Origin of the sequence: Piscirickettsia litoralis (assembly GCF_001720395.1) — a bacterium.
Taxonomy (GTDB): Bacteria; Pseudomonadota; Gammaproteobacteria; order Piscirickettsiales; family Piscirickettsiaceae; genus Piscirickettsia; species Piscirickettsia litoralis.
In genome coordinates, this window is sequence record NZ_MDTU01000001.1 from 1,340,965 (window position 1) to 1,366,805 (window position 25,841).

Genomic DNA, 25,841 nt, shown 5'->3' on the forward strand with positions numbered 1-25,841 from the left:
ACTATTATCAATAAATAGCCTATATTTCATTATCATGAAAAAACTATCAAGAATAACATTTAATTAAACATTAACATAACATAACAAAATCCTATAATCATGATTTAAATTTTAATAAATTTCCAAAAATAAACTTTATTACATTATTTTCTTTAAATATGCACCTTAATTTATTCGTTGAAATTACTTTTTTTAACTTCATCACTGTTGTAAGCAATCGGTATAATTTGGTTTAAAATCTCGCCATGCACACCTTGAACAGGCGCTGCATTAATAGAGTAAGCAATATAACTATCTAAACAGGGGAAGTAGGCTAATAAAGACATATAACCTGAGGTTAACCCAGGCGTATAATACATTGGTCCATAAGGGCTATTTATCTTAAAAACGCCATTACTATATTCAGCGCCTTTACCAGTTTGTGCAAAATCTTTAAAATAAGCTTTATAATTTTCAAACAAACTAAATGATCGGCAGATATTTCCAAATCCTACTGGGACGTGTTAATTTGAATGCACAAAATGAGATAATGCGTATTTAAGGAGTCGCTGATAATGGAAACCATTTTGAACTGGCAAGGCTTTCAAGCAGAAGCAAAAGGCACTGGTATATCTAAGCCTCTTAGTGAAAATGTCTCACTGCTTGGCTCGCTACTTGGCCATGCTGTTAAGGAGAAGGCCGGCACAGAGTTGCTCGATGATGCAGAAAAACTCAGACTACTCTGCAGGGATGCTGAAAAAAACACCGATTTTAATCAATACAAAACGGCAATAGAAAAAATCCAGCGTTTAAGCACCGATGAACATAAATGGCTGCTCAAGGTATATACACTTTTTTTTCACTTAGTAAATGAAGCTGAAAAGCAGGAAATTATTCGTGTTAACCACGAACGGGCCATTAACGCCACAGCCGAAACACCTCGGGTTGAGTCCATTGCTGATGCCATTTATCAACTTAAAGAAAAAGGCCATTCGCTCGATGAAGTACTCAGCCTACTCGGCCAATTAGATATTCAACCGACCTTAACCGCTCATCCAACCGAAGCGCGTCGCCAAGCTGTGCTCAAAAAGCAAGCAATTATCACTAACCTACTAGGATCACTTCAAAAAGGCCAACTCACTCCCGAAGAACACGACCATATCATTCATCAACTTTATGAAAATATTAACCTGCTTTTATTCACGGATAATGTCCGCAGTGAAAAAATCACCGTGCCTGATGAAGTTCAAAATGGCCTTTATTTCTTAACCACCAGTATTTGGGATACATTGCCCAAACTTTACCATGATGTAAGTTATGCTCTTAGAACCTACTACCAATATCAACCCAAGACTTTGCCTAGCTTTATTCGCTATCGCTCTTGGATCGGTGGCGATCAGGATGGCAACCCGTTTGTCACTCCCAACGTTATTCAAGAAACCCTAAAAAAACACACTACAAATGCAATCCAACGCTATTTAACCACTCTAAAGTCACTCTGGCATCAGCTCAGTATTTCAAGCCGTCAAATTGCTACACCACAAAAACTTATTGATTCTATCGATAAAGACGCTAAAGTCATTGACCTTGCCGATGATCGCTTGCCAAGCTTTAAATACGAACATTATCGTCTTAAAATCAGTTATGTGATGGCACGCTTGAAAGCCAAGTTGCGCTGCTTAAAAGAAGGAACAAATGAGGCGTGTGACTTAAGCACGATGGGCTACACTACGCATTTTTTCTTGCAAGATCTCTATTTATTACGCGATTGCTTAAAAGAAAGTGGATTTAGTACTCTCGCTCAGAACAGCCCACTTGCTGATGTTATTACTCAAGCCGAAACCTTTGGTTTTCACCTCGCTTCACTTGATGTTCGTCAACACAGTCAAGTTCATGAAGTCACTGTCAGTGAAATCTTTGCTAAAGCCAACATCTGCGAAGACTATAGTGCACTTGAAGAAAAAGAAAAGGTTAAATATATACTCAAGGAACTTGAAAATCCACGACCATTATTGCCTCATAATGTAGAACTCTCTGATAAAGCGACTTCAACTCTAGCCACATTTAATGCGATTGCCGAAATTACTCACCACGAACCCGAAGCGATTGGCAATTATGTCATCAGCATGACTCACCAATTAAGTGATGTATTGGAAGTTTTGTTACTGGCAAAAGAAACAGGTCTTTGGTGCTATCAAGAGGGTAAAGTCGAGTCAAACCTAGATATTTCCCCCTTATTTGAAACCGTTGAAGATTTAGGCCATGCCGATCATGTTATGGAGTCGCTATTTTCTGCACCTTTATACCAAGCTCATCTGGCTGCACGCAATAACTTACAAGAGGTCATGCTTGGCTACTCAGATAGCAACAAAGACGGTGGCTATTGGATGGCGAACTGGTCACTGCATAAAGCGCAGATTAACCTTGGCCAAATATTCAAAAAATATAATGTACAGCTGCGCTTTTTCCACGGCCGTGGAGGCTCCGTCGGTCGCGGTGGCGGCGGTCAAGTTCATAAGGCGATTTTAAGCCAGCCTAAAGAAGCGCATTCAGGTAAAATCCGCTTTACCGAACAAGGCGAAGTTATTTCTTTTCGCTATGGCATTAAGGCACTCACTCACCGCCATTTAGAGCAAGTGGTTCATGCAACACTCTTGGGCATGACCGGCTATCAATGTGGTGATAGCTGCTTAGATTATAGCCATGATGAAAAAGGCTTTAAGCTGATGGAGCAAATGTCCACAACTTCAATGCAAACCTATCGTGATCTCATCGATCATAATGAGTTTTGGGATTGGTTTATTAATATCACGCCCATCGAACATATCAGCCGTTTACCTATCGCCTCGCGCCCAGTTTCACGAAAGTCTGCCACTGAAGTTGACTTTGATGGCCTGCGTGCAATTCCTTGGGTATTTTCCTGGACACAAACCCGTTATAACATTCCTGGCTGGTATGGGCTAGGTAAAGGTTTACAAGCTATTTTAAAAAACAATGATAACCTTGCTTATTTACAAGAGCTTTATCGCTGCTGGCCCTTTTTCCAATCCGCTCTTGATAATGCTCAACGTGAAATGGCGCGCGCTCATTTAGAAATAGCGGCTTATTACGCAGAATTTCAACCGAGTAAATTCCATGACCAAATCAAGCGTGACTATCAAGAAGCCGATGAGGCCGTTAAACTCATTACCGAACAAGCTGAATTGCTCGACAATCAAAATGTCCTACAAAAATCAATTCAATTGCGCAACCCTTACACAGATGTTCTTAGTTTATTACAGCTTTCTTTATTGCAACAACTTGAAAAAGAACCGACTGAGGAATTAAAAGAATTGATTTTAATCAGCATTAACGGTGTCGCCGCAGCAATGCAAAATACCGGCTAATTTATGATATTAATTTTTTTGAATTAAAAATCCGTGCCTAGCCCTAATCGTTCTAGGTACTTTACCTTTAACGTATTTTAATAGACAATCAATATCTATCACTATGACAAAAAAACAGCAGTAATATTATAAGGATACTGTGATGAATTTAGTTTTTAAGTCCCTCCCAAAGATCACCAAGCCTTGCTCTATTATTTTCTCAGACTTTGATAGCACGTATTTTAATCATTTAGCAACAGAGAGAGAGTTAATAGAGGCAAGAGATTTTGAAGATTTTTTAATTAAATTCTGTCAAGAGAAAAATGTTTTATTTGGCTTTATTTCTGGCGCACCTAAGCAATACATCATTAATCATTTACAAGCAAAAAAATTATACTCTGCTCCCTCATTTTATTGCATCCTCTTATGGTAGTGAAATTCACTATTATAGCCAAGATGAGTTAATACTCGATCCAAATTGGGACAGACAGTTTCCTAGCCATGATCAAGTTGAAGAAAACTTAACTCAATTTATTAATCAGGTTAAAGCTGCCGGCCTAGAGTTAAGCTATCAAGGCCCTTGGCAACAAACACATTATAAAAGAAGTTTTTTCTTATCCCGAGAAAACCACTCAGAACAGCAAGTGCAGCACATATTAAGCCAATATTGCCCTAAATATAAACTGGACTTTAACCTCAGCCACGCCAATCCTGATAATGGTGACCCAGGTTTAAGCTATGATGTTGATTTCTTCCCCAGAGGCTGTGGTAAAGACAAAATTGTTCATTATTTATGCAATAAATTTTCAACCGACTCGGAAAATACGCTTGCCTTTGGTGATAGCGGTAATGATATTGCGATGTTACAAGCTGTCAAGCACGGTTACCTTGTCGCCAATGCCACAGCAGAAGCCAAACAAAAACACCCAAATCACTTAAACAAAACCTTTACACAAGGTATTTATCAGGGCTTACTAAAGCATTACCCATAAAAATAAACGCTACTGTTCCTATACATTTTTTACTTACTGACCATTGATTTATATAAATCTATATCTTTATTTTTGTATATCGCCACCATAAGAAAATTACTATTAAATAAACAACCTATTAAGTAATAATAATTTTTTTAGCTAAAGCAACAGCACTCCCTGCCGATATATAGCCTGTGAAGGATCCAATTGCCAAAAGTGATGCTTTAAATGTCAGGCAACCTGTTAAAAGGTATTAGGGTAAGGCCATGCAAATCAACAGTTTACTCACACAGTTTTTTAATCCCTTTCAAACCGGTGTGCATAATAGCAATCTAGCCCCTCGAGAAGTCAAAGAGCAAGAGCATCGCCCATCCCCACCACAAGAGTTGCAACGCTTTAACCAATCATTTTATAACTCAAAGAGCTATCAACGTGATGAAGCCTTTTCACTGGAGTTAAAAACTCAAGACGGTGATCTAGTCACCGTTAATTTTGAACGCAATGAGCGTGCTGAAGAAACTTTTGGCTTTAAGCGTAATGAAGAGGGTCACAGCCACAGTTATTCGCTCAATGAGTCCTTTAAAGAGCAATATTCTTTATCCATCGAAGGCCACCTCGACAAGGACGAGCGTGCGGCGATAGAAGAGCTTGTCAGTAGCCTCGCCGATGTTGCCGATACTTTTTTTCGAAGGTGACGCCCGTAATGCCTATCAACAAGGCTTAAATTTAGGCTTTAACACCAATGAAATTGCCAATTTCTCTGTCGATTTTAATGTTTACGAACAGCGCACTGAAATCAGCCAATACCGTGAAATTGCTCAGTATGGTTATGGCGAACAAACCGATAGTCACCTACCTGAATCTGTTCATCAAGGTATCCGCCATGCTGAAACTTTTTTTCGAATCTTTCAAGGCGTTAACAACTCAAGCTCAACAATTAAGCTTATCTTCTGATGGCAATAATGGCATTCGTGGCTTATTGCAAAGCATAATCCAACATGATGAACGCCACCGAGAAGGGGACTTAGACATCATCAATAAATTGCTCGCCAAAGAAAACGAGCCAACGGCAGTGGGGAGTGGTGAGTAGCCTCAGCCAACCCTACTCACCTTTTTCAGTAATGACCTACCACATTAAATCATCAGGCACATCATAACCGGCATAGTCATCATTCGGATCGACTTCATCTTTCTCACAAATAAAAACAAACACTTCAGAGTCAAAGCCTTTAACTTTCTCAGCGGCTTCTATCGGAATTAAGTTAGGCTTGTCTTCAAAAACCACAATCGCAAATGTCTGATTTAAAATGCCATTACGTTGCACCTGTGAAACATCAATTTCATACGCTTTATTATTATAATTAAAGTGATAACGCTGATCTGCTTCTTTTGGGTCAATATTAAGACGATGGGCCTTTAGGATATCAGTCACTTGCGCTTTGCGCGCCCGTTTTTCTTTCTCAAGCTTGCTAAAATCAGTCTTTTGAACACGCTTTTGTTCAGCTTGCTGCTGTTTTTGCTCGGCCTGTTTCGCTGCAAGTTCGGTCTTGGCTTTTTTGGAGAGTTTATTTTGTTTTGCCGACTGTTGCCTTTTTTCTTGAGCGGCCTTTTTTGCAGCACCTTTGGATACCGCACCACTTTTAACTAATTGATCCCTTAAATTCATCGTATTAACACCCCCATATTACAGCCAATCGCAATAAAACCGCCGCAATTATATCACCACCTCATTAGATCCCCAAAGCCCTTTACAAGTGCCAGAAAGCTTAGCCTTGGCACTGTTGATGACGAAAGCAATCAACCGTATGATCGTTAACCATCCCAGTCGCTTGCATAAAGGCATAACAAATCGTTGAACCGACAAATGAAAAGCCTAACCGTTTGAGCTCTTTTGCCATTTTATCTGAAACTGCTGTCTTTGCCGGTACCTGCTTAACGTTTTTCCAGTCATTTTGAATGGGTGAACCATCGACAAAATCCCAGATATAATCTGAAAAATCAACACCCTGCTCTTTCATCGCCAAAAGTGCCTGAGCATTTTTAACTGCACTCATCACCTTTAAGCGATTACGAATAATCCCAGGGTCTTGCAATAGTTTTTCAATTTTTTTATCGCTAAAACGCGCAATTTTCACCGGATCAAAGCCTGCATAGACACGATGGTAATGCTCACGCTTTTTTAACACGGTAATCCAACTCAAGCCCGCTTGTGCGCCTTCTAACAATAAAAACTCGAACAGCGTACGCTCATCATAGACAGGCACCCCCCAAACTCGATCATGATAGTCTTGATATAATGCATTATCTTCAGGCACCCAGTTACAGCGTGTTTTTTTCACTCTTTACTTCCTTTATCTATTCCTATCAGTCATGAATCATAATTATTTCTCGCTTACTCTATCGCCCTTGACTAAAATTTGCTAGGATCATCGGTTATTCCATATATAGAGAAAACAAATAGAGGTTTTATTATGGCGGTGCAAAAATTTAAGCTCGAACTTAAATCAGCAAAAATGGTAACCCCAAGCATACGTCATATGGCGTTTACCCGTACAGATGGCCAACCACTCGATTACAAGCCAGGGCAGTTCATCAGTTTTTTATTCGATGTTGATGGTAAAGTCAAACGCCGCAGCTTCAGTGTTGCAACCATTCCCGGCCAAACCGATGAGATAGAAATCGCGATTTCTTATGTCAAAGGCGGCCTCGCCAGTGAGGCGTTGTTTAACCTCGAGTCCGGTCAAACTCTAGATGCAATGGGGCCGGCTGGACGCTTAGTCCTGCAAGACGACCCTGCTGAGCGCATCCTACTCACCGGCACCGGCACCGGCATCGCCCCCTATCGCTGCATGTTGCCACAAATTGCCGAAAAACTTGCCGCAAACCCTAAGTTAGAATTTAAAATTATCCTCGGCGTGCAATATCGCAAAGATGCACTTTATGCCGAAGACTTCCGCAGCTTTGCCGCACAGCATGAGCGCCTAGAGTTCCGCGTTTGTTATAGCCGAGAAGATTTAAGTCAAGATAAAGCCAATGATGAGTACTCCGGTTATGTCCAAGATCAATTCGATAACCTCGCCATGAACCCAGACAATGATATTGTTTATCTATGCGGTAACCCCAATATGATCGACGATAGCTTCACTAAGCTTACTGACATAGGCTTTGCGATGAAACAAGTGCGCCGTGAAAAATACATTTCTCCCAACTGATTCATACATTCCGCACTTTAATATTCAAAATTATCAAAAAGATAATCAAAAGCAGGCTCAACCGGGCCTGCATTATTTTTAAAACTTACACAAACTGTTAGACTTGCTTAACTCTCTTCAGCTCGAGTAATGGTATACTCGGAAAAATTAACAACACTGTTGAACAATTAATAAAATAAATTAAGGAGCTCCCATGCGTAGAAACTTTTACCTGGGCTTTGGTATTATTGTCCTGATTATTATTGCCCTACTGGTTCTCTGGCATGCGCCTTTCCCTATCTTTGCCGCTCTATTTATTATTCTCGCCTTAATCATCTTTCATGATATTAAGCAAAAATGACCATGCTATATTACGAAACTTCCCTATTTTAGGGCATATCCGCTATTTTCTTGAATTTTTTCGCCCAGAGATTCAACAATATTTTATTGCCGATAATGTCAGTGAGCGTCCCTTCGATCGAGAAACACGCTCATTGATTTATCAACGCGCCAAACACGAACGTGAAACCATCCCCTTTGGCACTCAACGTGAAATTAACTCACGCGGTTATGAATGGGTAGAGCAGTCTCTATCCCCTGTTGCTGTCAGTGAAATTGAACCGCGTATCAGCATTGGTGGCCCTCAGTGTAAACAACCTTACTCTGCAGCTTATCTCAATATTTCAGCGATGAGTTTCGGTGCCTTATCTAAAAATGCCATTCTCGCCTTAAACCAAGGTGCGAAACTCGGCGGCTTTGCCCACAATACTGGTGAAGGTGGTTTAAGCCCACATCATTTAGCCGGTGGCGGTGATATTGTTTGGCAAATTGGCACCGGCTATTTTGGCTGTCGAACCGAAGAAGGCCATTTTAACGCTGAACTTTTTCGAGAAAAAGCAGCACATAACCAAGTTAAAATGATTGAAATTAAACTCTCACAAGGAGCTAAGCCTGCCCACGGCGGCATCTTACCCGCGGCAAAAATCACCCCAGAAATTGCAAAAATTCGTCATGTGCCAATGAACCAAGATGTGATGTCGCCCCCTGCGCACACAGCCTTTAATTCGCCCGAAGGACTGCTCAAGTTTGTTGCCGAACTACGTGAACTCTCAGCAGGTAAACCGATCGGTTTTAAACTCTGCCTGGGTCGACGCAGTGAGTTCTTAGGTATTTGTAAAGCGATGGTTAAAACTAAAATTTTACCTGACTTTATCACCATTGATGGTGCAGAAGGCGGCACAGGTGCCGCCCCTGTGGAGTTTAGCAACCATGTTGGCACCCCTCTGAATGAAGGCATCGTTTATATTCATAATGCGCTGATTGGCATCGGTGTTCGCGATAACGTTCGCATTATTGCAAGTGGTAAGGTCGCCACCGGCTTTGATATGATTTCCAAAGTCGCCTTAGGTGCAGACCTTTGCAATGCTGCACGCCCTTTTATGCTGTCATTAGGCTGCATTCAATCCCAGCAATGCAATACCAACCATTGCCCTACCGGCGTTGCCACTCAAAATCCACGCTTAATGCGCGGGCTTGTCGTAGAAAGCAAGAAGTATCGCGCCGCTAATTTTCAAAATGCCACGGTGCATAGCTTTATGGAATTATTAGGCAGTATGGGAGTGACCACGCCACGTGACCTGCAACCTAGCTACATCCAACGTCGCACCGGCCCCGGTCAGGTTAAAAACTATACTCAAATCTATGGCTATATTCCTGAAGGTGCGCTATTAACAGAAGAGAAGCCTGAGCAATTTAAAGAGGATTGGGAGCTTGCCAGTGCCGAGCACTTTTAGGCTTCAGTCCTCGCCCAGTTATGTTAAAATGGCGCTCCTAAATAACATAACTTAGATAAGAAAAAACAAGGTTAGCATGCACACACCCGATCACCCAACGTACAAGTCAAACATGACACCAGCAGTTGCTGCGATCGGCGAGATGCAATTTGATGGGCTAACCTTGCCAGAAACCTGGTTTAATGTCATTACCACCATTAATGGCAAACCTGATATGGACGCTATTTTGCTGCTTGCTGAGATTGTCAGTTGGTACCGCCCCATCGAATCACGCTGCCCAGATACTGGCCGCCTCATCGGCTACAAGCGGCGCTTTCCCTTACACAAGTTACAGCGCAGTTATAAAGAACTCGGCGAGAAATTTGCCATCAGCACCAAACGCACGACTGATGCAATTTCACGCTTAGTTTCTATGGAATTGATCACACTCGAAGTTCAAGTTGAGGGTATAAAAAGTAAAAAAGTCGAGCGATTGTTCTTTGAGCCGGTACCTGCTGCCATTCGTCAAATCAGCAGCCACACACAAACCATGCCTGAGTACGTCTACCGCATCCCAAAAGAAGCCGAAGAACTTGACTTAAAAGCACCAAAGCCACAAAAAAAAGGCCTCTTCAATTGCTTTTGATACGTTTTGGGAGGCTTATCCAGAAGGCTTTCGTGATAGCCGCTCAACCATGTTTAACTTGTGGCAACGCCGTGGTTTAGAGAGTGAAAGCGAGCAAGTGATCAAAGATGTGTTAACACGTAAAGCAAAAGACGGTAACTGGGCAGAGAATATTATTCCGCGCATGCAAACCTACATTAACCAACGTCGCTGGGAAGCAGAGATTGCCCCAATCGCTCCACAAAGCACCTTTAATAACCGCTTTACTCCACGGGTGACTAACCCACTTAGTCAATCCTATTATCACGAGCAACAACAGATTGCAGGTTTTGCTGAAACTGTACGCAAAAAAATTCCACTTGCAAGTCAATCCACTCGCTTAACCAATAACGACGACAGCGGCGAACTTTACGAGCCTGGCATAGACTATGAGGAACAGTAGTATGCCAGAGACGCAAAGCATGGAAAGTGTCATCGCACTGGCCAAACAAGCCCAGGATAAACTCAAGCGCGAGAAGCAATTACATCAAGTGCGCCTGCAACAAAGTCGCCAACAAGCAAAGCCGCGTGTACGAAAAAAAAGAAAACAATAGTGATGCTGCAGCACCTAGCCCTAAATCTCTCTATTTATTTGCCCAATTTGATTTAATTTTCGGCGCACTCTGGGAACGCCAACACTATCAAGACCAAAATAAATTAAAAACCTATATCGAAAAATGGAACAATGTCCTCGAAGATATTCCACAACGCTATATCGAAGTTGCTTGTGAGAAAATGAGCATGATGCCCCGAGAAGAACTACGTTGGATTCCACGTTTCGGTGATTTTCTGCGTTTGTGTAGCCAAGTGCGCCCGCAAGAGCTTGGTTTTTTAAGCACGCGTTTAGCCTACGCAGAAGCCTACGCGCTGGTTAAACAACCACAAAAATTCCCTAACCGCCGTTGGAGTCATCCGGTCGTCTTCGCTACTGCAACTACACTATTCAACAAAGAAACCCCCAACCACAGCATTAATAAAAGTGAATATGCTATTTTCCGCACGCTTTATATCGAGAACATCAAACGTTTTTTAAATGGTGAATCTTTCCCTAACCCAACGATTGTCCAACGCAGCTTGTCTCATAAAGCCAAACGCAGCACCACACTTGGCAACAGCCACCTTAGTAAGCTCAAAGCAAAATTTTCTAAAGCTTAAATGTTAAAAATAGAAAAGAGCGTGAAAATACGCTCTTTTTCAAGAAAAACTTAAAACAAAAAGGTCGCTATCAATATTAATAATTAGAATTGACAAGCACTTTTTCACCCAAACTGCCATTATGTGGCATCGGTCGATTCGTCGAATTAAGTGATCTTAGCACACGAATACCTTCAGCACCTGCTTTACGCGCATCAACTATATCACCATCTGAATCACCATAATAAAGCTTAATTTTTAACTTTTTAATATAAGGCGTTTTAGAGCCATGTTTTGGTCCAGCAAAAATAACTTTATTCATATCCGCTTTTGGAATATGAAAATCCCTTTGTAAAATGGCTGTCACATCTTCAGTTTTGGTTGCTGGCCGACCGGTAATAAAATAAATATGATCACCACGCTTTAGGTGCATATTAATTAATTTAATTGCTGATTTTTTAGGAATAGAAAACTTATCCCAACCGTTATTCATTTTTTGCCAAAACTTTGGATTTTTCAAGTAAGCCAGACTATGCGGTGAAAACTCTTGCTTACCTCGATAAAAACCAGGGCTAGAAGATAACAGTGTATCATCAATGTCAAAACCAACATTCATCGCTGGCTTGCCTTTCAAGCTTTCAGCAATTTGAGCAACAGAGACCCAATGAATCGGCTGTCGATTTTCCAGCTGGCTCATCGTCACACCTGGATTCAATGACTGAGACTTCGCTACTGGTGCCGCTTGAGCGAACGAGGCAAAACCTAAGCCTGAAACTAGCATCAATACCCCAAGAGCATATTCTTTTTTTATCATTACTAATTACTCACACTTTCTCATTAAAAATCAATAAACTGCTATTTTTTAAAATAATAAATTGCCAACTCTTTTATCACTTGACCATTATTATTAACTCGAGCAATGCCAATGCCTAATACTTTAACCTGCGCCGGTTTGAAGTGTTCACCAAAGCGAGACATAAAATTAGTCAGTTGGCTCTGATTGCTCTTGGCTAATATTGTAATATGCGGCTGAAAATTACTAAATACATTTGGACTGCCATAACGCTTAAATGCTTCAAGTTTATTTGGATACTTTAAGACCCAATTGGGCAACTTAGGGTTAGCAGCTCGAAGCGGCTCTGCTGCAAGAGTCACCTCATCGGCTAAACGTTGCAACTTACGGCTATTTTTCACCTGCAGCATCAACCAGTTGTTTTTTGTAGGCTGTAACCGATCAAACTTTACAGCAAACGGCGACCAGCGGCTGGCTAACCTTTTCACTTGTTTTTTTAAAGAATCAAGCGTAGTTGCTGGGTAGCCTGTGAGATAAAGCGTAATATGCGGTAAATAACCTTGCTTAAATAATGACTCTAACCCCACCTGCTGCAACTCTTCACTAATTTTATTCACGGTATGATGCGCTGCTTTATCAGGCACTAGAAAAATATCATAACTTACACTTCCAGCCGCCATCGAGCTCTGTAAAACCACACAGCACAATAAAGCAATGCTAAAGAACATGCCTTTAAACATACAACTCCCACTGTAAGCGCAAATAAAATAGCCTCTACAATACAATAAGGAGAGTTATTTTACCAATATAAAAACCAGAGTATCATTAATAAACAGTATCAAGATAGGCAATCACTAAAGTATGTTAATGTGAACTATCAAACTTAAATTGAAATATTACTTCACTCACTGTGCAAAATAATTAATGGGGCTGACAGCTGCTAAAGTTCTTTGAGCAACTTTTTAAGATCAGCCCCGAAGCTCTCTATGGATATGCCATGAGCTGGAGCTTAGAAAAAGTAGCAAGATACCTATCCCCCTTGAAATACTAATCACTCCTTCTCAGTACATGAAAAAATCTTATCCTGCTTTCATAAAGTGCTTAGCTAAACAAGCCCAAGGTACTTCCTAGCAATTGCTATATGCGGGTATAAAGCACCTCGTGACCTCTCTAGTTGTAGCATTTTAAAACACGTTTCAATTTCGTTTTGACAGTTTAGACTTAGAGCTACAAGGCTTTAAAAAAAGAAGTGGGTTTTAGAGCATTTCGTTTTACCAACTTAACAAATAACTTCGAATTATATAATTTTCTCAAAATCTAAAATTTTACTGGATTGAATAACTAGACCAAGGTTCATTGGTATGCGTGATTCAGAAATTGGTTGTGTTGAGGTGGGTACTTCAACAACCTTTATTTCACCTGTAGCAGTATGCTGAGGGCCTGCATACAAAGTACCTAATAAACTTATTCGATTACCAATACAAACATTACCAGTTTCATCTACATAACTCCCAAAATTCGCAAGAAAAACTGGTGACCCACTCGAACCTGGAAAGCAGGCTGCATCTATCATAAATACAGGTTTCCCATTATACGGAATCTTAGCATGAGTGGCGGTTATTCCTCTTCTAACTATAGGTAAGTTATGCTTCTCATCCCAAATACCTGTTGGATAACCAATCATAACTATTTCTTCCATAACTGTCAGAGAGGTAAGCAGCTTTTCATTGGCTATGTCCTTCTCAGATAAATTAATAAAATAAGGCTTGATTCCTAAAGGCTTGATTTTAATTTGATTTAAAAGGAGTTTAAGAGGGAAAATAGCCAAATCGATACTTGGGTCAGGATGTAAAGTCCAATATGAAAGCCAGTTCTTATACTCTACTGGAAAATGATTTCCTAAATCTACCTTACCATCTGTTCCTTTCTGAGAAATATAAAACTTTCCATTTTTAGTATTATCAATAACGTGCCTGTTTGTAATAATATAAGAGTCTCCTTTAGTAAATTTGAAAAAAATAGCCTGACCCAAGCCTAAATTCTCCATCAAGTGAAACGCTCTCAAGCCTAACCGTGCTATGAATCAACTGCTCCATAATCCCAATACTGTTGCCCATATATTACTCCTTAGCAGCCTATATACACTCAATCAATAAACATTCTACAAAATAAGGCTATGCTTGAAAATAAAAGGCCAAGGAAACCACTGTGGAACTGTCTAGTTTAATATTGCTGCTAGCTTTTATCACAATTATAGCGACTGTAATATTCACACATTTATTTAGTATCAGGCTTAAATACGTGCAAGCATGGGGAGTACCAATCTCTGTTGCTTTTATAGGTATGCTAGGTTCATACATTGTTGTTCTTGAAGAAAGCAAAAGTAGGCAAGCTCTCGCAGAATTAGATAGAAGTTTAACTCAAAGAATATCAACGGAAGATAGAGAAATTAAAATACTCGATATTTTTATGGCAGGAATATTAAGTAGATATGATAAAAATAAAGAACTAGCTCTAAGAGTGCTATCATCGACAGACGGAAAAATTGCAGAAAACTTGGCTAAAGCTGTCGCCGATAGTGAAAGCCCAGACTCTAAGCTCCATACTCTAGCTAAAGAAATCATCAAAAAATATAAAGATGCGGGAAACTCGTTTCCTGTTGTATTCTCATCGAAAGACGAGCTTGCTGCCAAAAAAATATGCTGAAAATCTAAATAAAAAGAAGCTAAAGTATCGCTCTGAAGTTTATTTATCTGATAATGGTTATTATGCTGTAACCCTTGGCAGTGGCTTATCTCTCAAAAAAGCAGAACAGAGAGTTAAATATGCTAAGAGTAAAACTAACATTACAGATGCATATGTGCGCACTTCCGATAAGTTCGGCAGTAATTTAATGAAAAAATAATTTCAATTGTTAGTGGAAACTAAGTCAAAAAGAGAGTTTTATAAACTTTTCTGCTTAGCCTAAGCGGCCCATAGACAATGTAAACCAATACTCCCTGGGAAAGATAAAGCGACACAGCCGATAGGGAAGTTCAACAGAAAAGAGCAAGGTAGGAGTAACTCATGAAATAAAAAAACGAACTCATTTTAAACTTTTACAAAGGACGCGGCAATCTTGGCCTCAACTAGCTATCACGACCAAATCTACAATGATTGTACAATATAACTCATTTATAGCTTAAGATTTTGTGTACACAGCAATGTTTTTAATGATAATTAGGGACACGCTTTTTAGGTAAGCTGTTGATTTTATTGGTCGGGACGGTAGGATTTGAACCTACGACCACTTACACCCCATGCAAGTACTCTACCAGGCTGAGCTACGCCCCGAACCAGCGCTTATTATACCGAACCCGGTTTAAAAATAAAGCAATACACATCATTTAAATGATTAAATGCCATACTCTCATTCAAGGCAAACAAAAAAGCACCGTCAAGGTGCTTTTTTAGTGCTTTTGCTTAAAGCTCAGAGTTTACCCTAGCGCGCAATTTTTGCCCGGCTCTAAAGGTCACTACTCGGCGAGCAGAAACCGCGACCTCCTCCCCAGTTTTTGGGTTACGGCCAGGGCGCTCCTTTTTATCGCGCAGCATAAAATTACCAAAACCAGAAAGTTTAACGATCTGGCCTTTCTCTAAGGCATTTTGAACTTCTTCAAAAAACAAGTCCACGATCATTTTTGCATCTTGCTTGTTCACGCCAAGGTCCGCAAAAAGTTTATCCATTAATACGGCTTTTGTTAACGCCATCGAAATTACTCCCGTAATACTGCTCCGAAGGTCGTCATTAATTTGTTTTTAACCTTCTCTATGAGAGCTGCAACATCCTCTTCTGTAAGCGTGCGTGACAAATCTTGTAAAATCAAGCTAAGTGCAATACTTTTCTGACCTTTTTCAATCCCTTCACCCTGATAAACATCGAAAATACGAGCGTCTTGTAATTGCTCTGGTACAACCTCAGTCACTGCAGCAATGAGGTCAGCTGCATTTATCGCCTCATCAACTAATAAAGCCAAGTCACGTTTAATACTTGGATAGCGCGATAAAGCCTGGGCTTGAGGCAATTTAGCGGCTGAAATTGCTTGCAAATCAAGCTCGAATAAAAAAGCTTTGCCTTTAACATTCAGTTTCTGCGCTAAATGCGGATGCAACGCGCCTATCACCCCTGCACATTTACCATTAACCTTCACTTGTGCACACTGACCTGGATGCAGCGCACTATGTTCAGCGGCTTTAAAGCTAATCTCTGATTTTGTTAAAGCCAATAGTGCTTCAAGATCACCTTTTAGATCATAAAAATCAGCAGCAGTTTGACCACTCCAATGCTGCGAGGAAGCGGAGCCAAAAATTACTCCAGCAATACGTTGGCGTTCTCGCTTCTTACCCTCAACCAATCTAAAACAAGTTCCTACTTCAAATAAGCGCACACGTTCTTGCTGGCGCTTTTGATTGTGCAGCAGTGATTTTAATAAGCCTGGCAATAAGCTTGTACGCATAATTGCGAGTTCTTCTGATAAAGGATTGGCAAGGCGCACAAATTCATCATTAGGGCAGACCAAAGTCTGTAGCTTTTCATCTAAGAAGCTGTAGTTCATCGCTTCAGAATAACCACGATCAACTAAAGTCTGACTAAATTGCTGCACAGTCAGTTGATACTCAGAAAATGCTGGAACTTCAGCCGGGCGCTCTGGTGTATGCAAGGGAATCTCATCATAACCATGAATACGCACAATCTCTTCAATCAGGTCTTCTTCACGTTCCATATCAAAGCGGAAAGAAGGCGCACCGACATGCCACCCGTCTTCGATGCGTTCCACACTCATACCTAAGTGAGTTAAAATGTCTTCAACTTCTTCATCCGCAATGCTCACACCTAAAATCTTCTCAATACGAGGTTGACGCAATTTGATTTTAGCCACTTTCGGTAAATGCTCAGACATCTCAGCTTCGATACAAGGACCAGGCTCCCCCCCTGCGCTATCAATAATTAACTGTGTCACTCGCTCTATTGCTAAACGTGTTAAACCTGGATCCACTCCACGCTCAAAACGATGAGAAGCATCGGTATGCAAACCATAACGGCGCGCGCGCCCTGCAATTGCTTCGGGCTTAAAGAATGAGCTGGTTAAAAATAAGTGCTGAGTATCATCACTAACACCTGAGTGCTCCCCCCCCATAATACCCGCGATGTCTAAAGGCTCATGATCATCCGCAATGACCAGCACATCAGAATTCAAAGTAATCTTAGACCCATTAAGCAAAGTAATTTCTTCGCCTTCAGTCGCCATACGAATCTGAATGCCACCTTTCACAGTTCCCAAATCAAAAGCATGTGTCGGTTGACCTAATTCGAGCATGACATAATTCGTCACGTCAACCGGCAAAGAAATGCTGCGTATACCAGAGCGGCGTAAACGTTCGATCATCCATAAGGGTGATTTCGCGTTTATATCGACATTTTTTAAAACTCGACCAATACAGCGCGGAGCAGCCTCTGGGGCTTTTAATTCAATTTCAACCGTTTCATCATGAATGGGCGCAATCAGCTCTACATGTATTGGCGTTAGTGGGGTGCGATTTAATACACTCACTTCACGCGCAACACCTGCAACACTTAAGCAATCTCCACGATTCGGTGTTAAGTCCACATCGATACTGACATCATCTAAATCTAAATATTCGCGAATATCTGTACCGACAGGCGCATCTGCAGCAAACTCAATAATATGACCTGGCTCATCATCAAAATCCAAGCCCAACTCACTCGCCGCACACAACATGCCATAAGAATCTACACCACGCAGTTTACTTTTTTTAATTTTAAAGACTTTACCATCAATAGGAGGGAGTATCGCACCAATTTGAGCTAAAGCCACTTTAATGCCCTGACGTGCATTAGGCCCACCGCAGACAATTTGTACAGTCTCATTGCCGGTATTCACCTGACAAACACGCAAACGATCTGCATCAGGATGCTGCTCACAATGTGTAATTTCTGCAACAATAACCTTAGAAAACTCGGCAGCAACAGGTTCGATGCCATCGACCTCTAGACCGGCCATAGACAGCTGGTCACATAAAGTTTGCGTTGAAACTTCAGGGTTCGCCCAAGTGCGCAACCATTTTTCACTTAATTGCATCGTGTTCTCCCCCTTAAAATTGACCTAGAAAACGCACATCATTTTCAAACAAAGTGCGTAAATCAGTAATACCATAACGCAACATCGCTAAACGCTCGATACCCATTCCCCAAGCAAAACCTTGGAATTCTTCCGGATCGATATTTACATTTTTTAAAACATTCGGATGCACCATACCGCAGCCTAAAACCTCTAGCCAGGCCTTTTCACCATTTGGTTTAGTAAATTCTATATCCGCTTCGGCAGAAGGCTCCGTAAACGGAAAGTAAGATGGGCGAAAACGTACGCGCAGATTTTCATCTTCGAAAAATTCTCGCAAGAAGTTCACTAGCATGCCTTTTAAATCTGCAAAACTCACTGAATCATCAACCCATAGGCCTTCAACTTGATGAAAATTCGGCGTATGCGTTGGGTCAGAATCACAGCGGTACACTCGCCCAGGCGCAATCACTCGAATCGGCGGCTTCGTCTCTTGCATGGTCCGAATTTGCACCCCTGAGGTATGGGTGCGCAATACATCGCCATTGCCAAAATAAAAAGTATCTTGCATCGCCCGCGCCGGATGATGTTTTGGAATATTTAAGGCTTCAAAATTATGAAAATCATCTTCAATTTCCGGGCCTTCTGCAACCGCGAAGCCTGCACGACCGAGCAAATAAGTAATTCGGTTGAGCACTTTTGTGACGGGGTGAAAATGGCCCATATTCTGACCACGGCCTGCCAGAGTCACATCAATTTTTTCAGCTCCCAATTGGGCTTGCATCTCTTGCAGCTTTAATTCTTCTAAACGATTATTTAAGACGTGTTGCAATTCGCCTTTCGCGACATTCACCGCTTGACCAACTTTAGGGCGTTCCTCAGCAGAAAGCTTGCCTAATCCTTTTAACACCTCGGTTAAACGGCCTTTTTTTCCCATGTAGTGAACACGGATCTCATCCAATGATTGAGTAGATTCTGTTTCTTGTATGCGCGTGATTGCTTCAGATAATATTTCATCGACCTGTTGCATGCTTCCCCCTTGTGCGATCAAACCGGCGCGGGTTAAACCCTATAATATAAAGACAAAAAAATAGGGGCACATCTGCCCCTATTTTCTGCCTGAGTCTTTCACCAAACGTGAAACGACTTAGTGTGCAAGTGCTGTTTTAGCTTGCTCAACCAATGCTTTGAAACCGGCTTGATCAAAGACTGCAATATCAGCCAATACTTTACGATCGATTTCAATAGACGCTTTTTTCAAGCCATTGATGAAGCGGCTATAACTTAAACCACTTTGACGAGCTGCTGCATTAATACGGACAATCCACAATGAACGGAACTGACGCTTTTTCTGGCGACGGTCACGGTAGGCGTATTGACCCGCTTTAGTGACAGCTTGTTTAGCAACACGGAAAACTCGGCTGCGTGCGCCGTAGTAACCTTTTGCTGCTTTCATTACTTTCTTATGACGCGCGCGTGCGATTACACCACGTTTTACTCTAGCCATTCTCTATCTCTCCACAATTAACAAAGGATTACTTATCACACAACATACGAGCAACCATGTTTTGGTCACACGCTGCAACTAAATCAGTACCACGTAACTGACGTTTAGTTTTCGTTGATTTCTTTGTTAAGATGTGGCGACGAAAGGCGCTCTTACGTTTGTAGCCGCCCGCTGTTTTTTTGAAACGCTTCGCTGCACCGCGATTTGTTTTTAACTTTGACATAATTCAAAACTCCGCATTTTGAGTATTACTGTTTCTTTTTGGGACCAATTACCATTACCATTTGTCGTCCCTCGAGTTTTGGGCGATGCTCGACGATCCCGTATTCAGTCAGGTCCGCTTCTACACGCTTTAATAACTCAAGACCGAGCTCCTGGTGGGCCATCTCACGGCCGCGAAACCGGAGGGTCACTTTTGCTTTGTCCCCATCGTTGAGGAAACGGATCAGGTTGCGTAGCTTTACCTGGTAGTCTCCCACATCCGTCGAAGGACGGAACTTCACTTCTTTCACTTGCATCTGCTTTTGCTTTTTGCGTGCAGCGCTACGTTTTTTGTTCTCTTCAAACATGAATTTACCAAAATCCATAACGCGGCACACCGGAGGCTTAGCATTTGGTGAAATTTCCACCAAATCAAGCGATGCTTCCTCAGCATGCTTCACAGCATCCCGAGCACTCATCACTCCCACTTGTTCCCCATCAGCCCCGATCAAACGAATTTCTTTTTCACGAATCTCGTCATTAACGCGCGGCTTCTTTTGGTTCTGTGTGCTAATAGCTCTATCCTCCTAGTGAGACAGTCCACGGTTTTCAACGTCTTTGCCCAGATGCCGAGCAAAGTCATCGAGGCTCATTGAGCCCAAATCTTCACCTTGTAAAGATCGTACCGCCACTGTTCTCGATTCAACTTCACGGTCCCCAATCACCAATAGATAAGGAACACGTTGTAATGTGTGTTCACGGATTTTAAAGCCTATCTTCTCATTTCTCAAGTCTAATCGTGCTCTAAAACCCAATTTTTGTAAATTTTCTGCGATTTCGGTCGAAAATTCAGCTTGGGAGTCGGTAATATTCATCACCACCGCCTGTGTCGGCGCCAACCACGTCGGTAAAATGCCGGCATAGTGCTCAATCAAGATGCCCATAAAACGCTCAAGTGATCCAAGCATCGCTCGATGTAAAACTACCGGATGACGGCGCTGGCTGTTTTCATCAACATACGTCGCATCCAAGCGCTGTGGCATCATGTAATCTAACTGAATAGTACCGCACTGCCAACGGCGGTTTAAACAATCGCGCAAGTGAAATTCAATTTTCGGCCCATAAAAAGCCCCTTCACCTGGCAAGGTCTCAAACGCTATGCCAGCCGACTCTAATGCTGCGGCCAGCTCTTTCTCTGCATGATCCCAGGTTTCATCATCGCCGATACGCTGATCAGGGCGCAAAGCTAGCTTTACTTCAATGCCTGATTGCTCAAAACCAAAGTCTTGATAAGTTTCAAACACTTGTGAAGCAAATTGTGCAACTTCATCACGAATCTGATCTTCACGGCAGAAGATATGGCCATCGTCTTGCACCATCGAACGTACCCGCATCAAACCATGCAAACCGCCCGAAGGCTCATTACGGTGACAGCAACCAAATTCCGCCATACGAATCGGCAAATCACGGTAACTACGTAAGCCTTGGTTAAAAATTTGTACATGGCACGGACAATTCATCGGTTTAATCGCAAATTCACGATTCTCAGACGAAGTTAAGAACATGTTCTCTTTATACTTATCCGCATGGCCCGAACGCACCCACAGGCTACTATCCACCACTTGCGGCGTATGCACTTCTTGATAACCTTGCTTTTTCAATTTTTCACGGACATAACTGACTAGATTTTGATAAATCGCCCAGCCTTTCTCATGCCAGAACACCATGCCCGGCGCTTCTTCTTGCTGGTGAAATAAATCTTGTGCCTTGGCGATTTTACGATGGTCACGCTTTTCCGCTTCTTCTAAGCGATGCAAGTGCTCTTTAAGCGCCTTTTTATCTCCCCACGCCGTGCCATAAACACGCTGCAACATTTCATTATTCGAATCCCCTCGCCAATAAGCCCCAGCGAGTTTCATCAGTTTAAAGGCTTTAATTTGCCCCGTTGACGCTACATGCGGGCCACGGCATAAATCGGTAAAATCACCCTGGCTATATAAAGACAAAGTCTCATTTTGATCAATGGCCTCGATAATCTGGACTTTATAATGCTCACCCAGCCCATCAAAGTACTTAATCGCCTCATCACGGCTCATCTCTTGACGTGACACAGGAATATTTTGTTTGACCAGCTCTTGCATGCGCTTTTCAATCGCTTTTAAATCTTCTGGTGTAAACGGGCGTTTATAAGCAAAGTCATAATAAAAACCATCATCAATCACCGGACCAATGGTCACCTGCGCGTCTGGAAATAATTGCTTGACCGCTTGCGCAAGCAAATGGGCGGTAGAGTGGCGGATCACCTCTAAGCCTTCTTCATCCTTACTGGTCAGCAAGGTCAATGCCACATCTTCACTAATGGTGGTGCTGGTATCAACGAGTTGTCCATTGATTTTTCCTGCAACTGCAGACTTCGCCAAACCTGGACCTATATCTGCAGCGACGTCAGCAACAGTCACCGCGCGCTCAAAGCTACGCTGACTCCCATCTGGAAGCGTCACAATCGGCATGCCTTACTCCTGAAATTTAGTTATTCTCTAGTAAATAAATCATTTTATCATAGCATTAAAGCAACAGACAAAAAAAGCGCCGAAAGGCGCTTTAAATCTGGTAGTCGCGATTGGATTCGAACCAACGACCCCTACCATGTCAAGGTAGTGCTCTAACCAACTGAGCTACGCGACTTTAAACTGTCATTTAATCTTGGTAGTCACGATTGGATTCGAACCAACGACCCCCACCATGTCAAGGTGGTGCTCTAACCAACTGAGCTACGTGACTATCGGCCTGCTAATATACAGCAAGATCAGGGGGTTGGCAAGGAAATCGAAAAAGATGGAGCTATAGTCCTAAACAAGTGACAAAGGATATTCTGTTGATGTAGACTGTCGTAGCTTTCCATATTAAGTTAAAACCAATAATTTGTAGAAGGTTCTGAAGTTTTGCTCATGATAAAAAAAACCATCAAGCGCATAAAAGGTTTGCTCAGAGCTAAAAATAAGGGCTTACTCGAAGATCTTCACTCTTACAACAGACTCAACGACACAGGTTCTTTCAAAATAGATTTTGATAACTTATACCTAATTAATGAAAAAAAAGATTCAGCAGGAACAGCTAAAGGCCATTACTTCTGGCAGGATCTATGGGCAGCCAAAAAAATTCTACAGCGCAGCTCCAAAAAAACACATAGATATAGGTTCTCGCATAGATGGTTTTATTAGTCATCTACTTGTTTTTAGAGCAGTCGATGTTATCGATATTCGCCCGATGAACAGTCAAATAAAGAACCTCTCCTTTATACAAGATGATGCAACCTCTCTCAGCAACTTCAAAAGTGATAGCATTGAATCTATATCAACACTACATGCCGCAGAGCACTTTGGACTAGGTAGATATGGCGACCCAATTGATCCTTCTTCACATATAAAATTTATAAATTCTTTAAAAAGAACACTCGCACGCGATGGGAAACTATATTTTGCTGTACCTTGCGGACAAGAAAAGCTTTATTTTAATGCCCACAGAGTTTTTAATCCATACACAATTTTGACTCTATTTGGGGAGTTAAAGCTTCTTGAGGTTTCTGCTGTCCTAGATGATGGAGAGTTCTATGAAAATATAGATATCGATATTCTTGCAAAACAGAAATTTGGTTGTGGTCTGTTCGAGTTTACAAAAATTTAAGAGTACTTTTATGATCAACCCTCCCCCAGTATTTATCATTAACCTAGAAAGGTCACCAGAGCGAAAAGCTCGCATATCACAATATTTACAAAATAAAGGCATTGAATTTAACTTTATTAAAGCTATTGACGGCAAACTATTAACAGACAAAGAGTTAGAGCATTGGTACTGTAGCAAGTCATCCATGCAGTTTATGCAACGTGAACTGATCAAAACAGAAGTTGCATGTGCACTTAGCCACATCAACTTGTATAAAAAAAGTAGTAGCAGAAAAAATCAGCGGCGCTGTTATCCTAGAAGACGATATTGAAGTTACCGATAACTTCAAAGACATTATATGCCAAACTCACCTGAATACGGACGCAACTTTACCTGAAGTGGTGCAATTCAACTACCATAAATACTACTTACCCCTACTAAAAAAATGAAATATTTCAAAAATATAACGCTTACCCAATAAAACCTATCTGGAGTAGAGCGACAACCGCCTGTGGCTACTACATCACCTATAAAGCTGCTCAAAGTTTACTAAAGTACTATGGCAAGGTTTGGCACGTTATTGATCATTGGAACCGCTTAGTCGACCAACAAACCGTTCAACTTTCGTGCATCGTCCCTTTTTGTGTCAGCCAAAAAGAAGAAATCGAGTCTGATATAAAATTAGAAAACACCATCAGACTGAAACGATTACCTAAGCATTATCGCAGAAAATACATGAGACAAATCCTTACGAAAGTAGGCATTATAAAAAAACAAAAAGGGCAACCTAAAATATACCCTTAATATTACACGGCTTCCTTCTCAAATATACAACCAATCATCAGGAAAAATATTTGGTTTTTTCTTATTGTTTTCACCTGAAAACCATTGGTTAGGGGCAATCACCATGCCATTTTTATCAGACAACCATGCCGGCCACCAACTAAATGTGCTATTTGCAATCACATGATGCTTGCATTGTTTCATAAGCATCATATCATAAAAGCCTTGTTGCCCATCATTATGAGCAATGATCTCAGCATTTTTTTCTGAAAGCGAAAGTGTTGCAATATTCTCTCTTACCCAATCTGGATCATCAGAAAACACAAAGAACAATAAGCTCTCACCATAATGCTCTCGGAGCCAAGAAACAGCCTTAACATAGTAATCTTGCGAACAAATACCATGAAGTTTATTCGCATTAGCATTCGCAATATAATCACCACGGCGGATGTGCAGAGCGACAGAGTGATGACCAGCAGCGGCTATTTTTCTTTTCACTTCTTTATTGTCATAATCACTAAAAGATAGATCAAAATCTTTTTGTAAGTCTTGCCTAATTGCAGAGAAATAATCAATATTTTGCCAATAGCCATCTAGAGAAACATTTTTTAATCCTTTAAATTGATCTAGTGCTAAAGGCTGGCTTAGTTTATATTCTTGTAACTTTAATGATTTATTCGGTATCGAAAACAGCGTTGCGAGCTTGATTGCTGCTTTTAATTTCATCTTGAAAAATAAAAATTCTTGCTTTGTTATTTCTTGAATCGGCAAAGATAAATTAAACTTATCAACATCTAAATTTCTGGGAAAATCTTTTCCTTTAGTATGAAACTCAAGTTTGAACTTAACCGGCTGCCCTGTCATCTTCGATAATTGCTTGGCAAAAGCATATTGGTACATCTGATTACCCAAGCCACCATACAAACTCATCACAATCATGTGCTTTCACCCAGAAAATCTTGATAGGCTTTCCGAATCCCTGATATTAAATCATGCTCTGGCCACCACCCCATATTTCTCATTTTATCGCTTGACATCAATTTCCTAGGTGTGCCATCTGGTTTTGCTGCATTCCATTTTACATCACCCGTATAGCCAACAACTTCTTTTACAGTTTCAACTAGCTCTTTAATAGAGACATCTTCTCCATAGCCGACATTGATCAATGGCGGTTGATTTTCATCAGAGATTAAATCAATAAAATCTTTATCTCCCATACCCATTAAAAAAACACAGGCCTTTGCCATATCATCAGAATATAAAAACTCTCGGCGAGGCTTACCTGTACCCCATGCTTCAACAGTTGGAGCATTACTTGCCTTAGCCTCATGGAACTTACGAATTAAAGCCGGAAGCACGTGAGAACTTTTTAAATCATAATTATCACCTGGGCCATACAGGTTAGTTGGCATTGCTGCTAAATACTGTGTCCCATATTGGCGATTATGGGCCCAACACATTTCTATCCCTGCAATTTTCGCTAAAGCATAGGGACGATTTGTTGGCTCTAGCGGACCAGTAAGCAAATACTCTTCTTTAATTGGCTGAGGACAATCACGCGGATAAATACATGAACTTCCTAAAAATAATAGACGCTTTACATTATTTTTATAGGATGACTCAATTACATTTTGCTGAATAGCTAGATTCTCACGAATAAAGTCTGCGGGGCAAGTATTATTTGCATGAATACCAC

Annotated in this window: 28 protein-coding genes, 3 tRNA genes and 1 pseudogene; 14 read left to right on the forward strand and 18 right to left on the reverse strand. The window is 41.2% G+C overall.

What is annotated here, in order from left to right:
* Positions 1 to 170 precede the first annotated feature (170 nt).
* Positions 171 to 461, reverse strand: a complete 291-nt coding sequence (locus BGC07_RS06455; protein ID WP_069312428.1) for a hypothetical protein — start codon at positions 459 to 461, stop codon at positions 171 to 173.
* Between the two features lie 93 nt (positions 462 to 554).
* On the opposite strand from BGC07_RS06455, the gene ppc reads away from it, so the two are divergent.
* The 4 genes from ppc to BGC07_RS06475 all read left to right on the forward strand — a co-directional run bounded on the left by ppc (position 555) and on the right by BGC07_RS06475 (position 5,272).
* Positions 555 to 3,365 carry a phosphoenolpyruvate carboxylase gene (gene ppc / locus BGC07_RS06460; protein ID WP_069312429.1) on the forward strand — a complete coding sequence of 937 codons (2,811 nt, stop codon included), beginning with the start codon at positions 555 to 557 and terminating at the stop codon, positions 3,363 to 3,365.
* A 302-nt stretch (positions 3,366 to 3,667) separates the two neighbouring features.
* Positions 3,668 to 4,336 carry an HAD-IIB family hydrolase gene (locus BGC07_RS06465; RefSeq protein ID WP_069312430.1) on the forward strand — a complete coding sequence of 223 codons (669 nt, stop codon included), beginning with the start codon at positions 3,668 to 3,670 and terminating at the stop codon, positions 4,334 to 4,336.
* Between the two features lie 248 nt (positions 4,337 to 4,584).
* A complete protein-coding gene (locus BGC07_RS06470) occupies positions 4,585 to 5,013 on the forward strand; it encodes a hypothetical protein (protein WP_069312431.1) in 429 nt (142 codons plus the stop codon).
* A complete protein-coding gene (locus tag BGC07_RS06475) occupies positions 4,985 to 5,272 on the forward strand; it encodes a hypothetical protein (protein ID WP_069312432.1) in 288 nt (95 codons plus the stop codon). The genes BGC07_RS06470 and BGC07_RS06475 overlap by 29 nt, the downstream gene beginning before the upstream one ends.
* A gap of 172 nt (positions 5,273 to 5,444) precedes the next feature.
* On the opposite strand, the gene BGC07_RS06480 is transcribed toward BGC07_RS06475, so the two are convergent.
* Both BGC07_RS06480 and BGC07_RS06485 read right to left on the reverse strand, forming a co-directional pair.
* Entirely contained in the window at positions 5,445 to 5,984 is a 540-nt protein-coding gene (locus BGC07_RS06480) for a DUF2058 family protein (RefSeq protein ID WP_069312433.1), read from the reverse strand.
* A 100-nt stretch (positions 5,985 to 6,084) separates the two neighbouring features.
* Complete coding sequence (locus tag BGC07_RS06485) at positions 6,085 to 6,657, reverse strand: DNA-3-methyladenine glycosylase I (protein ID WP_069312434.1); 573 nt, start codon at positions 6,655 to 6,657, stop codon at positions 6,085 to 6,087.
* Between the two features lie 132 nt (positions 6,658 to 6,789).
* On the opposite strand from BGC07_RS06485, the gene BGC07_RS06490 reads away from it, so the two are divergent.
* The 6 genes and pseudogenes from BGC07_RS06490 to BGC07_RS06505 all read left to right on the forward strand — a co-directional run bounded on the left by BGC07_RS06490 (position 6,790) and on the right by BGC07_RS06505 (position 11,100).
* Positions 6,790 to 7,530 (forward strand): FAD-binding oxidoreductase, encoded by a 741-nt coding sequence (locus BGC07_RS06490; RefSeq protein WP_069312435.1) that lies wholly within the window; start codon positions 6,790 to 6,792, stop codon positions 7,528 to 7,530.
* 193 nt (positions 7,531 to 7,723) lie between these two features.
* A pseudogene (locus tag BGC07_RS06495) lies at positions 7,724 to 9,302 on the forward strand (FMN-binding glutamate synthase family protein).
* Positions 9,303 to 9,378: 76 nt separating this feature from the next.
* The gene (locus BGC07_RS21975) at positions 9,379 to 9,927 is read left to right on the forward strand and encodes a hypothetical protein (protein ID WP_235602996.1); all 549 of its coding nucleotides are present in this window, start codon (positions 9,379 to 9,381) and stop codon (positions 9,925 to 9,927) included.
* A gap of 49 nt (positions 9,928 to 9,976) precedes the next feature.
* Complete coding sequence (locus BGC07_RS21980) at positions 9,977 to 10,348, forward strand: hypothetical protein (protein WP_235602997.1); 372 nt, start codon at positions 9,977 to 9,979, stop codon at positions 10,346 to 10,348.
* 1 nt (position 10,349) lies between these two features.
* The gene (locus BGC07_RS21985) at positions 10,350 to 10,499 is read left to right on the forward strand and encodes a hypothetical protein (RefSeq protein WP_235602998.1); all 150 of its coding nucleotides are present in this window, start codon (positions 10,350 to 10,352) and stop codon (positions 10,497 to 10,499) included.
* On the forward strand, positions 10,474 to 11,100 hold the full coding sequence (locus BGC07_RS06505; protein WP_235602999.1) for a replication protein P: 627 nt from the start codon (positions 10,474 to 10,476) through the stop codon (positions 11,098 to 11,100). The genes BGC07_RS21985 and BGC07_RS06505 overlap by 26 nt, the downstream gene beginning before the upstream one ends.
* A gap of 76 nt (positions 11,101 to 11,176) precedes the next feature.
* Here BGC07_RS06505 and aphA read toward each other — a convergent pair whose 3' ends face one another.
* The 3 genes from aphA to BGC07_RS06520 all read right to left on the reverse strand — a co-directional run bounded on the left by aphA (position 11,177) and on the right by BGC07_RS06520 (position 13,919).
* On the reverse strand, positions 11,177 to 11,893 hold the full coding sequence (gene aphA, locus BGC07_RS06510) for an acid phosphatase AphA (protein WP_069312436.1): 717 nt from the start codon (positions 11,891 to 11,893) through the stop codon (positions 11,177 to 11,179).
* Positions 11,894 to 11,934: 41 nt separating this feature from the next.
* Positions 11,935 to 12,612, reverse strand: a complete 678-nt coding sequence (locus tag BGC07_RS06515) for a 2'-5' RNA ligase family protein (RefSeq protein ID WP_069312437.1) — start codon at positions 12,610 to 12,612, stop codon at positions 11,935 to 11,937.
* Positions 12,613 to 13,169: 557 nt separating this feature from the next.
* Positions 13,170 to 13,919: a S1 family peptidase gene (locus BGC07_RS06520; protein WP_235603373.1), complete on the reverse strand. Its 750-nt coding sequence runs from the start codon at positions 13,917 to 13,919 to the stop codon at positions 13,170 to 13,172.
* A 254-nt stretch (positions 13,920 to 14,173) separates the two neighbouring features.
* On the opposite strand from BGC07_RS06520, the gene BGC07_RS06525 reads away from it, so the two are divergent.
* The gene (locus BGC07_RS06525) at positions 14,174 to 14,578 is read left to right on the forward strand and encodes a hypothetical protein (protein ID WP_139121643.1); all 405 of its coding nucleotides are present in this window, start codon (positions 14,174 to 14,176) and stop codon (positions 14,576 to 14,578) included.
* Between the two features lie 550 nt (positions 14,579 to 15,128).
* Here BGC07_RS06525 and BGC07_RS06535 read toward each other — a convergent pair.
* The 10 genes from BGC07_RS06535 to BGC07_RS06580 all read right to left on the reverse strand — a co-directional run bounded on the left by BGC07_RS06535 (position 15,129) and on the right by BGC07_RS06580 (position 22,480).
* A tRNA-Pro gene (locus BGC07_RS06535) sits at positions 15,129 to 15,205 on the reverse strand.
* Positions 15,206 to 15,334: 129 nt separating this feature from the next.
* Complete coding sequence (locus tag BGC07_RS06540) at positions 15,335 to 15,622, reverse strand: integration host factor subunit alpha (protein ID WP_069312440.1); 288 nt, start codon at positions 15,620 to 15,622, stop codon at positions 15,335 to 15,337.
* A 5-nt stretch (positions 15,623 to 15,627) separates the two neighbouring features.
* On the reverse strand, positions 15,628 to 18,012 hold the full coding sequence (gene pheT, locus BGC07_RS06545; RefSeq protein WP_069312441.1) for a phenylalanine--tRNA ligase subunit beta: 2,385 nt from the start codon (positions 18,010 to 18,012) through the stop codon (positions 15,628 to 15,630).
* A 13-nt stretch (positions 18,013 to 18,025) separates the two neighbouring features.
* On the reverse strand, positions 18,026 to 19,021 hold the full coding sequence (pheS, locus tag BGC07_RS06550) for a phenylalanine--tRNA ligase subunit alpha (protein ID WP_069312442.1): 996 nt from the start codon (positions 19,019 to 19,021) through the stop codon (positions 18,026 to 18,028).
* A gap of 117 nt (positions 19,022 to 19,138) precedes the next feature.
* Positions 19,139 to 19,498, reverse strand: a complete 360-nt coding sequence (gene rplT, locus BGC07_RS06555; RefSeq protein WP_069312443.1) for a 50S ribosomal protein L20 — start codon at positions 19,496 to 19,498, stop codon at positions 19,139 to 19,141.
* A gap of 28 nt (positions 19,499 to 19,526) precedes the next feature.
* The gene (rpmI, locus tag BGC07_RS06560) at positions 19,527 to 19,721 is read right to left on the reverse strand and encodes a 50S ribosomal protein L35 (protein ID WP_069312444.1); all 195 of its coding nucleotides are present in this window, start codon (positions 19,719 to 19,721) and stop codon (positions 19,527 to 19,529) included.
* Between the two features lie 25 nt (positions 19,722 to 19,746).
* Positions 19,747 to 20,274, reverse strand: a complete 528-nt coding sequence (gene infC / locus BGC07_RS06565; RefSeq protein ID WP_069312445.1) for a translation initiation factor IF-3 — start codon at positions 20,272 to 20,274, stop codon at positions 19,747 to 19,749.
* 12 nt (positions 20,275 to 20,286) lie between these two features.
* Entirely contained in the window at positions 20,287 to 22,209 is a 1,923-nt protein-coding gene (thrS, locus tag BGC07_RS06570) for a threonine--tRNA ligase (protein ID WP_069312446.1), read from the reverse strand.
* Between the two features lie 98 nt (positions 22,210 to 22,307).
* Positions 22,308 to 22,384, reverse strand: a tRNA-Val gene (locus BGC07_RS06575).
* Between the two features lie 19 nt (positions 22,385 to 22,403).
* Positions 22,404 to 22,480, reverse strand: a tRNA-Val gene (locus BGC07_RS06580).
* A gap of 306 nt (positions 22,481 to 22,786) precedes the next feature.
* Here BGC07_RS06580 and BGC07_RS06585 point away from each other — a divergent pair.
* From BGC07_RS06585 to BGC07_RS23855, 3 genes are read left to right on the forward strand one after another with little or no spacing between them, the layout of a single operon-like run.
* Positions 22,787 to 23,383 carry a DUF268 domain-containing protein gene (locus BGC07_RS06585; RefSeq protein WP_069312447.1) on the forward strand — a complete coding sequence of 199 codons (597 nt, stop codon included), beginning with the start codon at positions 22,787 to 22,789 and terminating at the stop codon, positions 23,381 to 23,383.
* Positions 23,384 to 23,393: 10 nt separating this feature from the next.
* Positions 23,394 to 23,693: a glycosyltransferase family 25 protein gene (locus tag BGC07_RS06590; RefSeq protein WP_069312448.1), complete on the forward strand. Its 300-nt coding sequence runs from the start codon at positions 23,394 to 23,396 to the stop codon at positions 23,691 to 23,693.
* Positions 23,611 to 23,811 (forward strand): glycosyltransferase family 25 protein, encoded by a 201-nt coding sequence (locus BGC07_RS23855; RefSeq protein WP_394332111.1) that lies wholly within the window; start codon positions 23,611 to 23,613, stop codon positions 23,809 to 23,811. Before BGC07_RS06590 ends, BGC07_RS23855 begins: the two co-directional genes overlap by 83 nt.
* A 373-nt stretch (positions 23,812 to 24,184) precedes the next feature.
* Here BGC07_RS23855 and BGC07_RS06595 read toward each other — a convergent pair whose 3' ends face one another.
* Both BGC07_RS06595 and BGC07_RS06600 read right to left on the reverse strand, forming a co-directional pair.
* Complete coding sequence (locus BGC07_RS06595) at positions 24,185 to 25,084, reverse strand: alpha-1,2-fucosyltransferase (protein ID WP_069312449.1); 900 nt, start codon at positions 25,082 to 25,084, stop codon at positions 24,185 to 24,187.
* A complete protein-coding gene (locus tag BGC07_RS06600; protein ID WP_317135150.1) occupies positions 25,081 to 25,836 on the reverse strand; it encodes a GDP-L-fucose synthase in 756 nt (251 codons plus the stop codon). Before BGC07_RS06600 ends, BGC07_RS06595 begins: the two co-directional genes overlap by 4 nt.
* Between the last annotated feature and the right edge of the window lie 5 nt (positions 25,837 to 25,841).

What these genes read in the sequence shown, in the direction of transcription:
- BGC07_RS06465 (WP_069312430.1), top strand. Translation starts at nt 3,668, where the DNA reads ATGTTTTATTTGGCTTTATTTCTGGCGCACCTAAGCAATACATCATTA.
- BGC07_RS06475 (WP_069312432.1), top strand. Translation starts at nt 4,985, where the DNA reads ATGTTGCCGATACTTTTTTTCGAAGGTGACGCCCGTAATGCCTATCAA.
- BGC07_RS06585 (WP_069312447.1), top strand. Translation starts at nt 22,787, where the DNA reads ATGAAAAAAAAGATTCAGCAGGAACAGCTAAAGGCCATTACTTCTGGC.
- BGC07_RS06520 (WP_235603373.1), bottom strand. Translation starts at nt 13,919, where the DNA reads ATGGAGAATTTAGGCTTGGGTCAGGCTATTTTTTTCAAATTTACTAAA.
- BGC07_RS21975 (WP_235602996.1), top strand. Translation starts at nt 9,379, where the DNA reads ATGCACACACCCGATCACCCAACGTACAAGTCAAACATGACACCAGCA.
- BGC07_RS06590 (WP_069312448.1), top strand. Translation starts at nt 23,394, where the DNA reads ATGATCAACCCTCCCCCAGTATTTATCATTAACCTAGAAAGGTCACCA.
- BGC07_RS06515 (WP_069312437.1), bottom strand. Translation starts at nt 12,612, where the DNA reads ATGTTTAAAGGCATGTTCTTTAGCATTGCTTTATTGTGCTGTGTGGTT.
- aphA (WP_069312436.1), bottom strand. Translation starts at nt 11,893, where the DNA reads ATGATAAAAAAAGAATATGCTCTTGGGGTATTGATGCTAGTTTCAGGC.
- rpmI (WP_069312444.1), bottom strand. Translation starts at nt 19,721, where the DNA reads ATGTCAAAGTTAAAAACAAATCGCGGTGCAGCGAAGCGTTTCAAAAAA.
- thrS (WP_069312446.1), bottom strand. Translation starts at nt 22,209, where the DNA reads ATGCCGATTGTGACGCTTCCAGATGGGAGTCAGCGTAGCTTTGAGCGC.
- BGC07_RS06540 (WP_069312440.1), bottom strand. Translation starts at nt 15,622, where the DNA reads ATGGCGTTAACAAAAGCCGTATTAATGGATAAACTTTTTGCGGACCTT.
- BGC07_RS21985 (WP_235602998.1), top strand. Translation starts at nt 10,350, where the DNA reads ATGCCAGAGACGCAAAGCATGGAAAGTGTCATCGCACTGGCCAAACAA.
- BGC07_RS06480 (WP_069312433.1), bottom strand. Translation starts at nt 5,984, where the DNA reads ATGAATTTAAGGGATCAATTAGTTAAAAGTGGTGCGGTATCCAAAGGT.
- BGC07_RS06595 (WP_069312449.1), bottom strand. Translation starts at nt 25,084, where the DNA reads ATGATTGTGATGAGTTTGTATGGTGGCTTGGGTAATCAGATGTACCAA.
- BGC07_RS06490 (WP_069312435.1), top strand. Translation starts at nt 6,790, where the DNA reads ATGGCGGTGCAAAAATTTAAGCTCGAACTTAAATCAGCAAAAATGGTA.
- pheS (WP_069312442.1), bottom strand. Translation starts at nt 19,021, where the DNA reads ATGCAACAGGTCGATGAAATATTATCTGAAGCAATCACGCGCATACAA.
- pheT (WP_069312441.1), bottom strand. Translation starts at nt 18,012, where the DNA reads ATGCAATTAAGTGAAAAATGGTTGCGCACTTGGGCGAACCCTGAAGTT.
- BGC07_RS06470 (WP_069312431.1), top strand. Translation starts at nt 4,585, where the DNA reads ATGCAAATCAACAGTTTACTCACACAGTTTTTTAATCCCTTTCAAACC.
- ppc (WP_069312429.1), top strand. Translation starts at nt 555, where the DNA reads ATGGAAACCATTTTGAACTGGCAAGGCTTTCAAGCAGAAGCAAAAGGC.
- rplT (WP_069312443.1), bottom strand. Translation starts at nt 19,498, where the DNA reads ATGGCTAGAGTAAAACGTGGTGTAATCGCACGCGCGCGTCATAAGAAA.
- BGC07_RS21980 (WP_235602997.1), top strand. Translation starts at nt 9,977, where the DNA reads ATGTTTAACTTGTGGCAACGCCGTGGTTTAGAGAGTGAAAGCGAGCAA.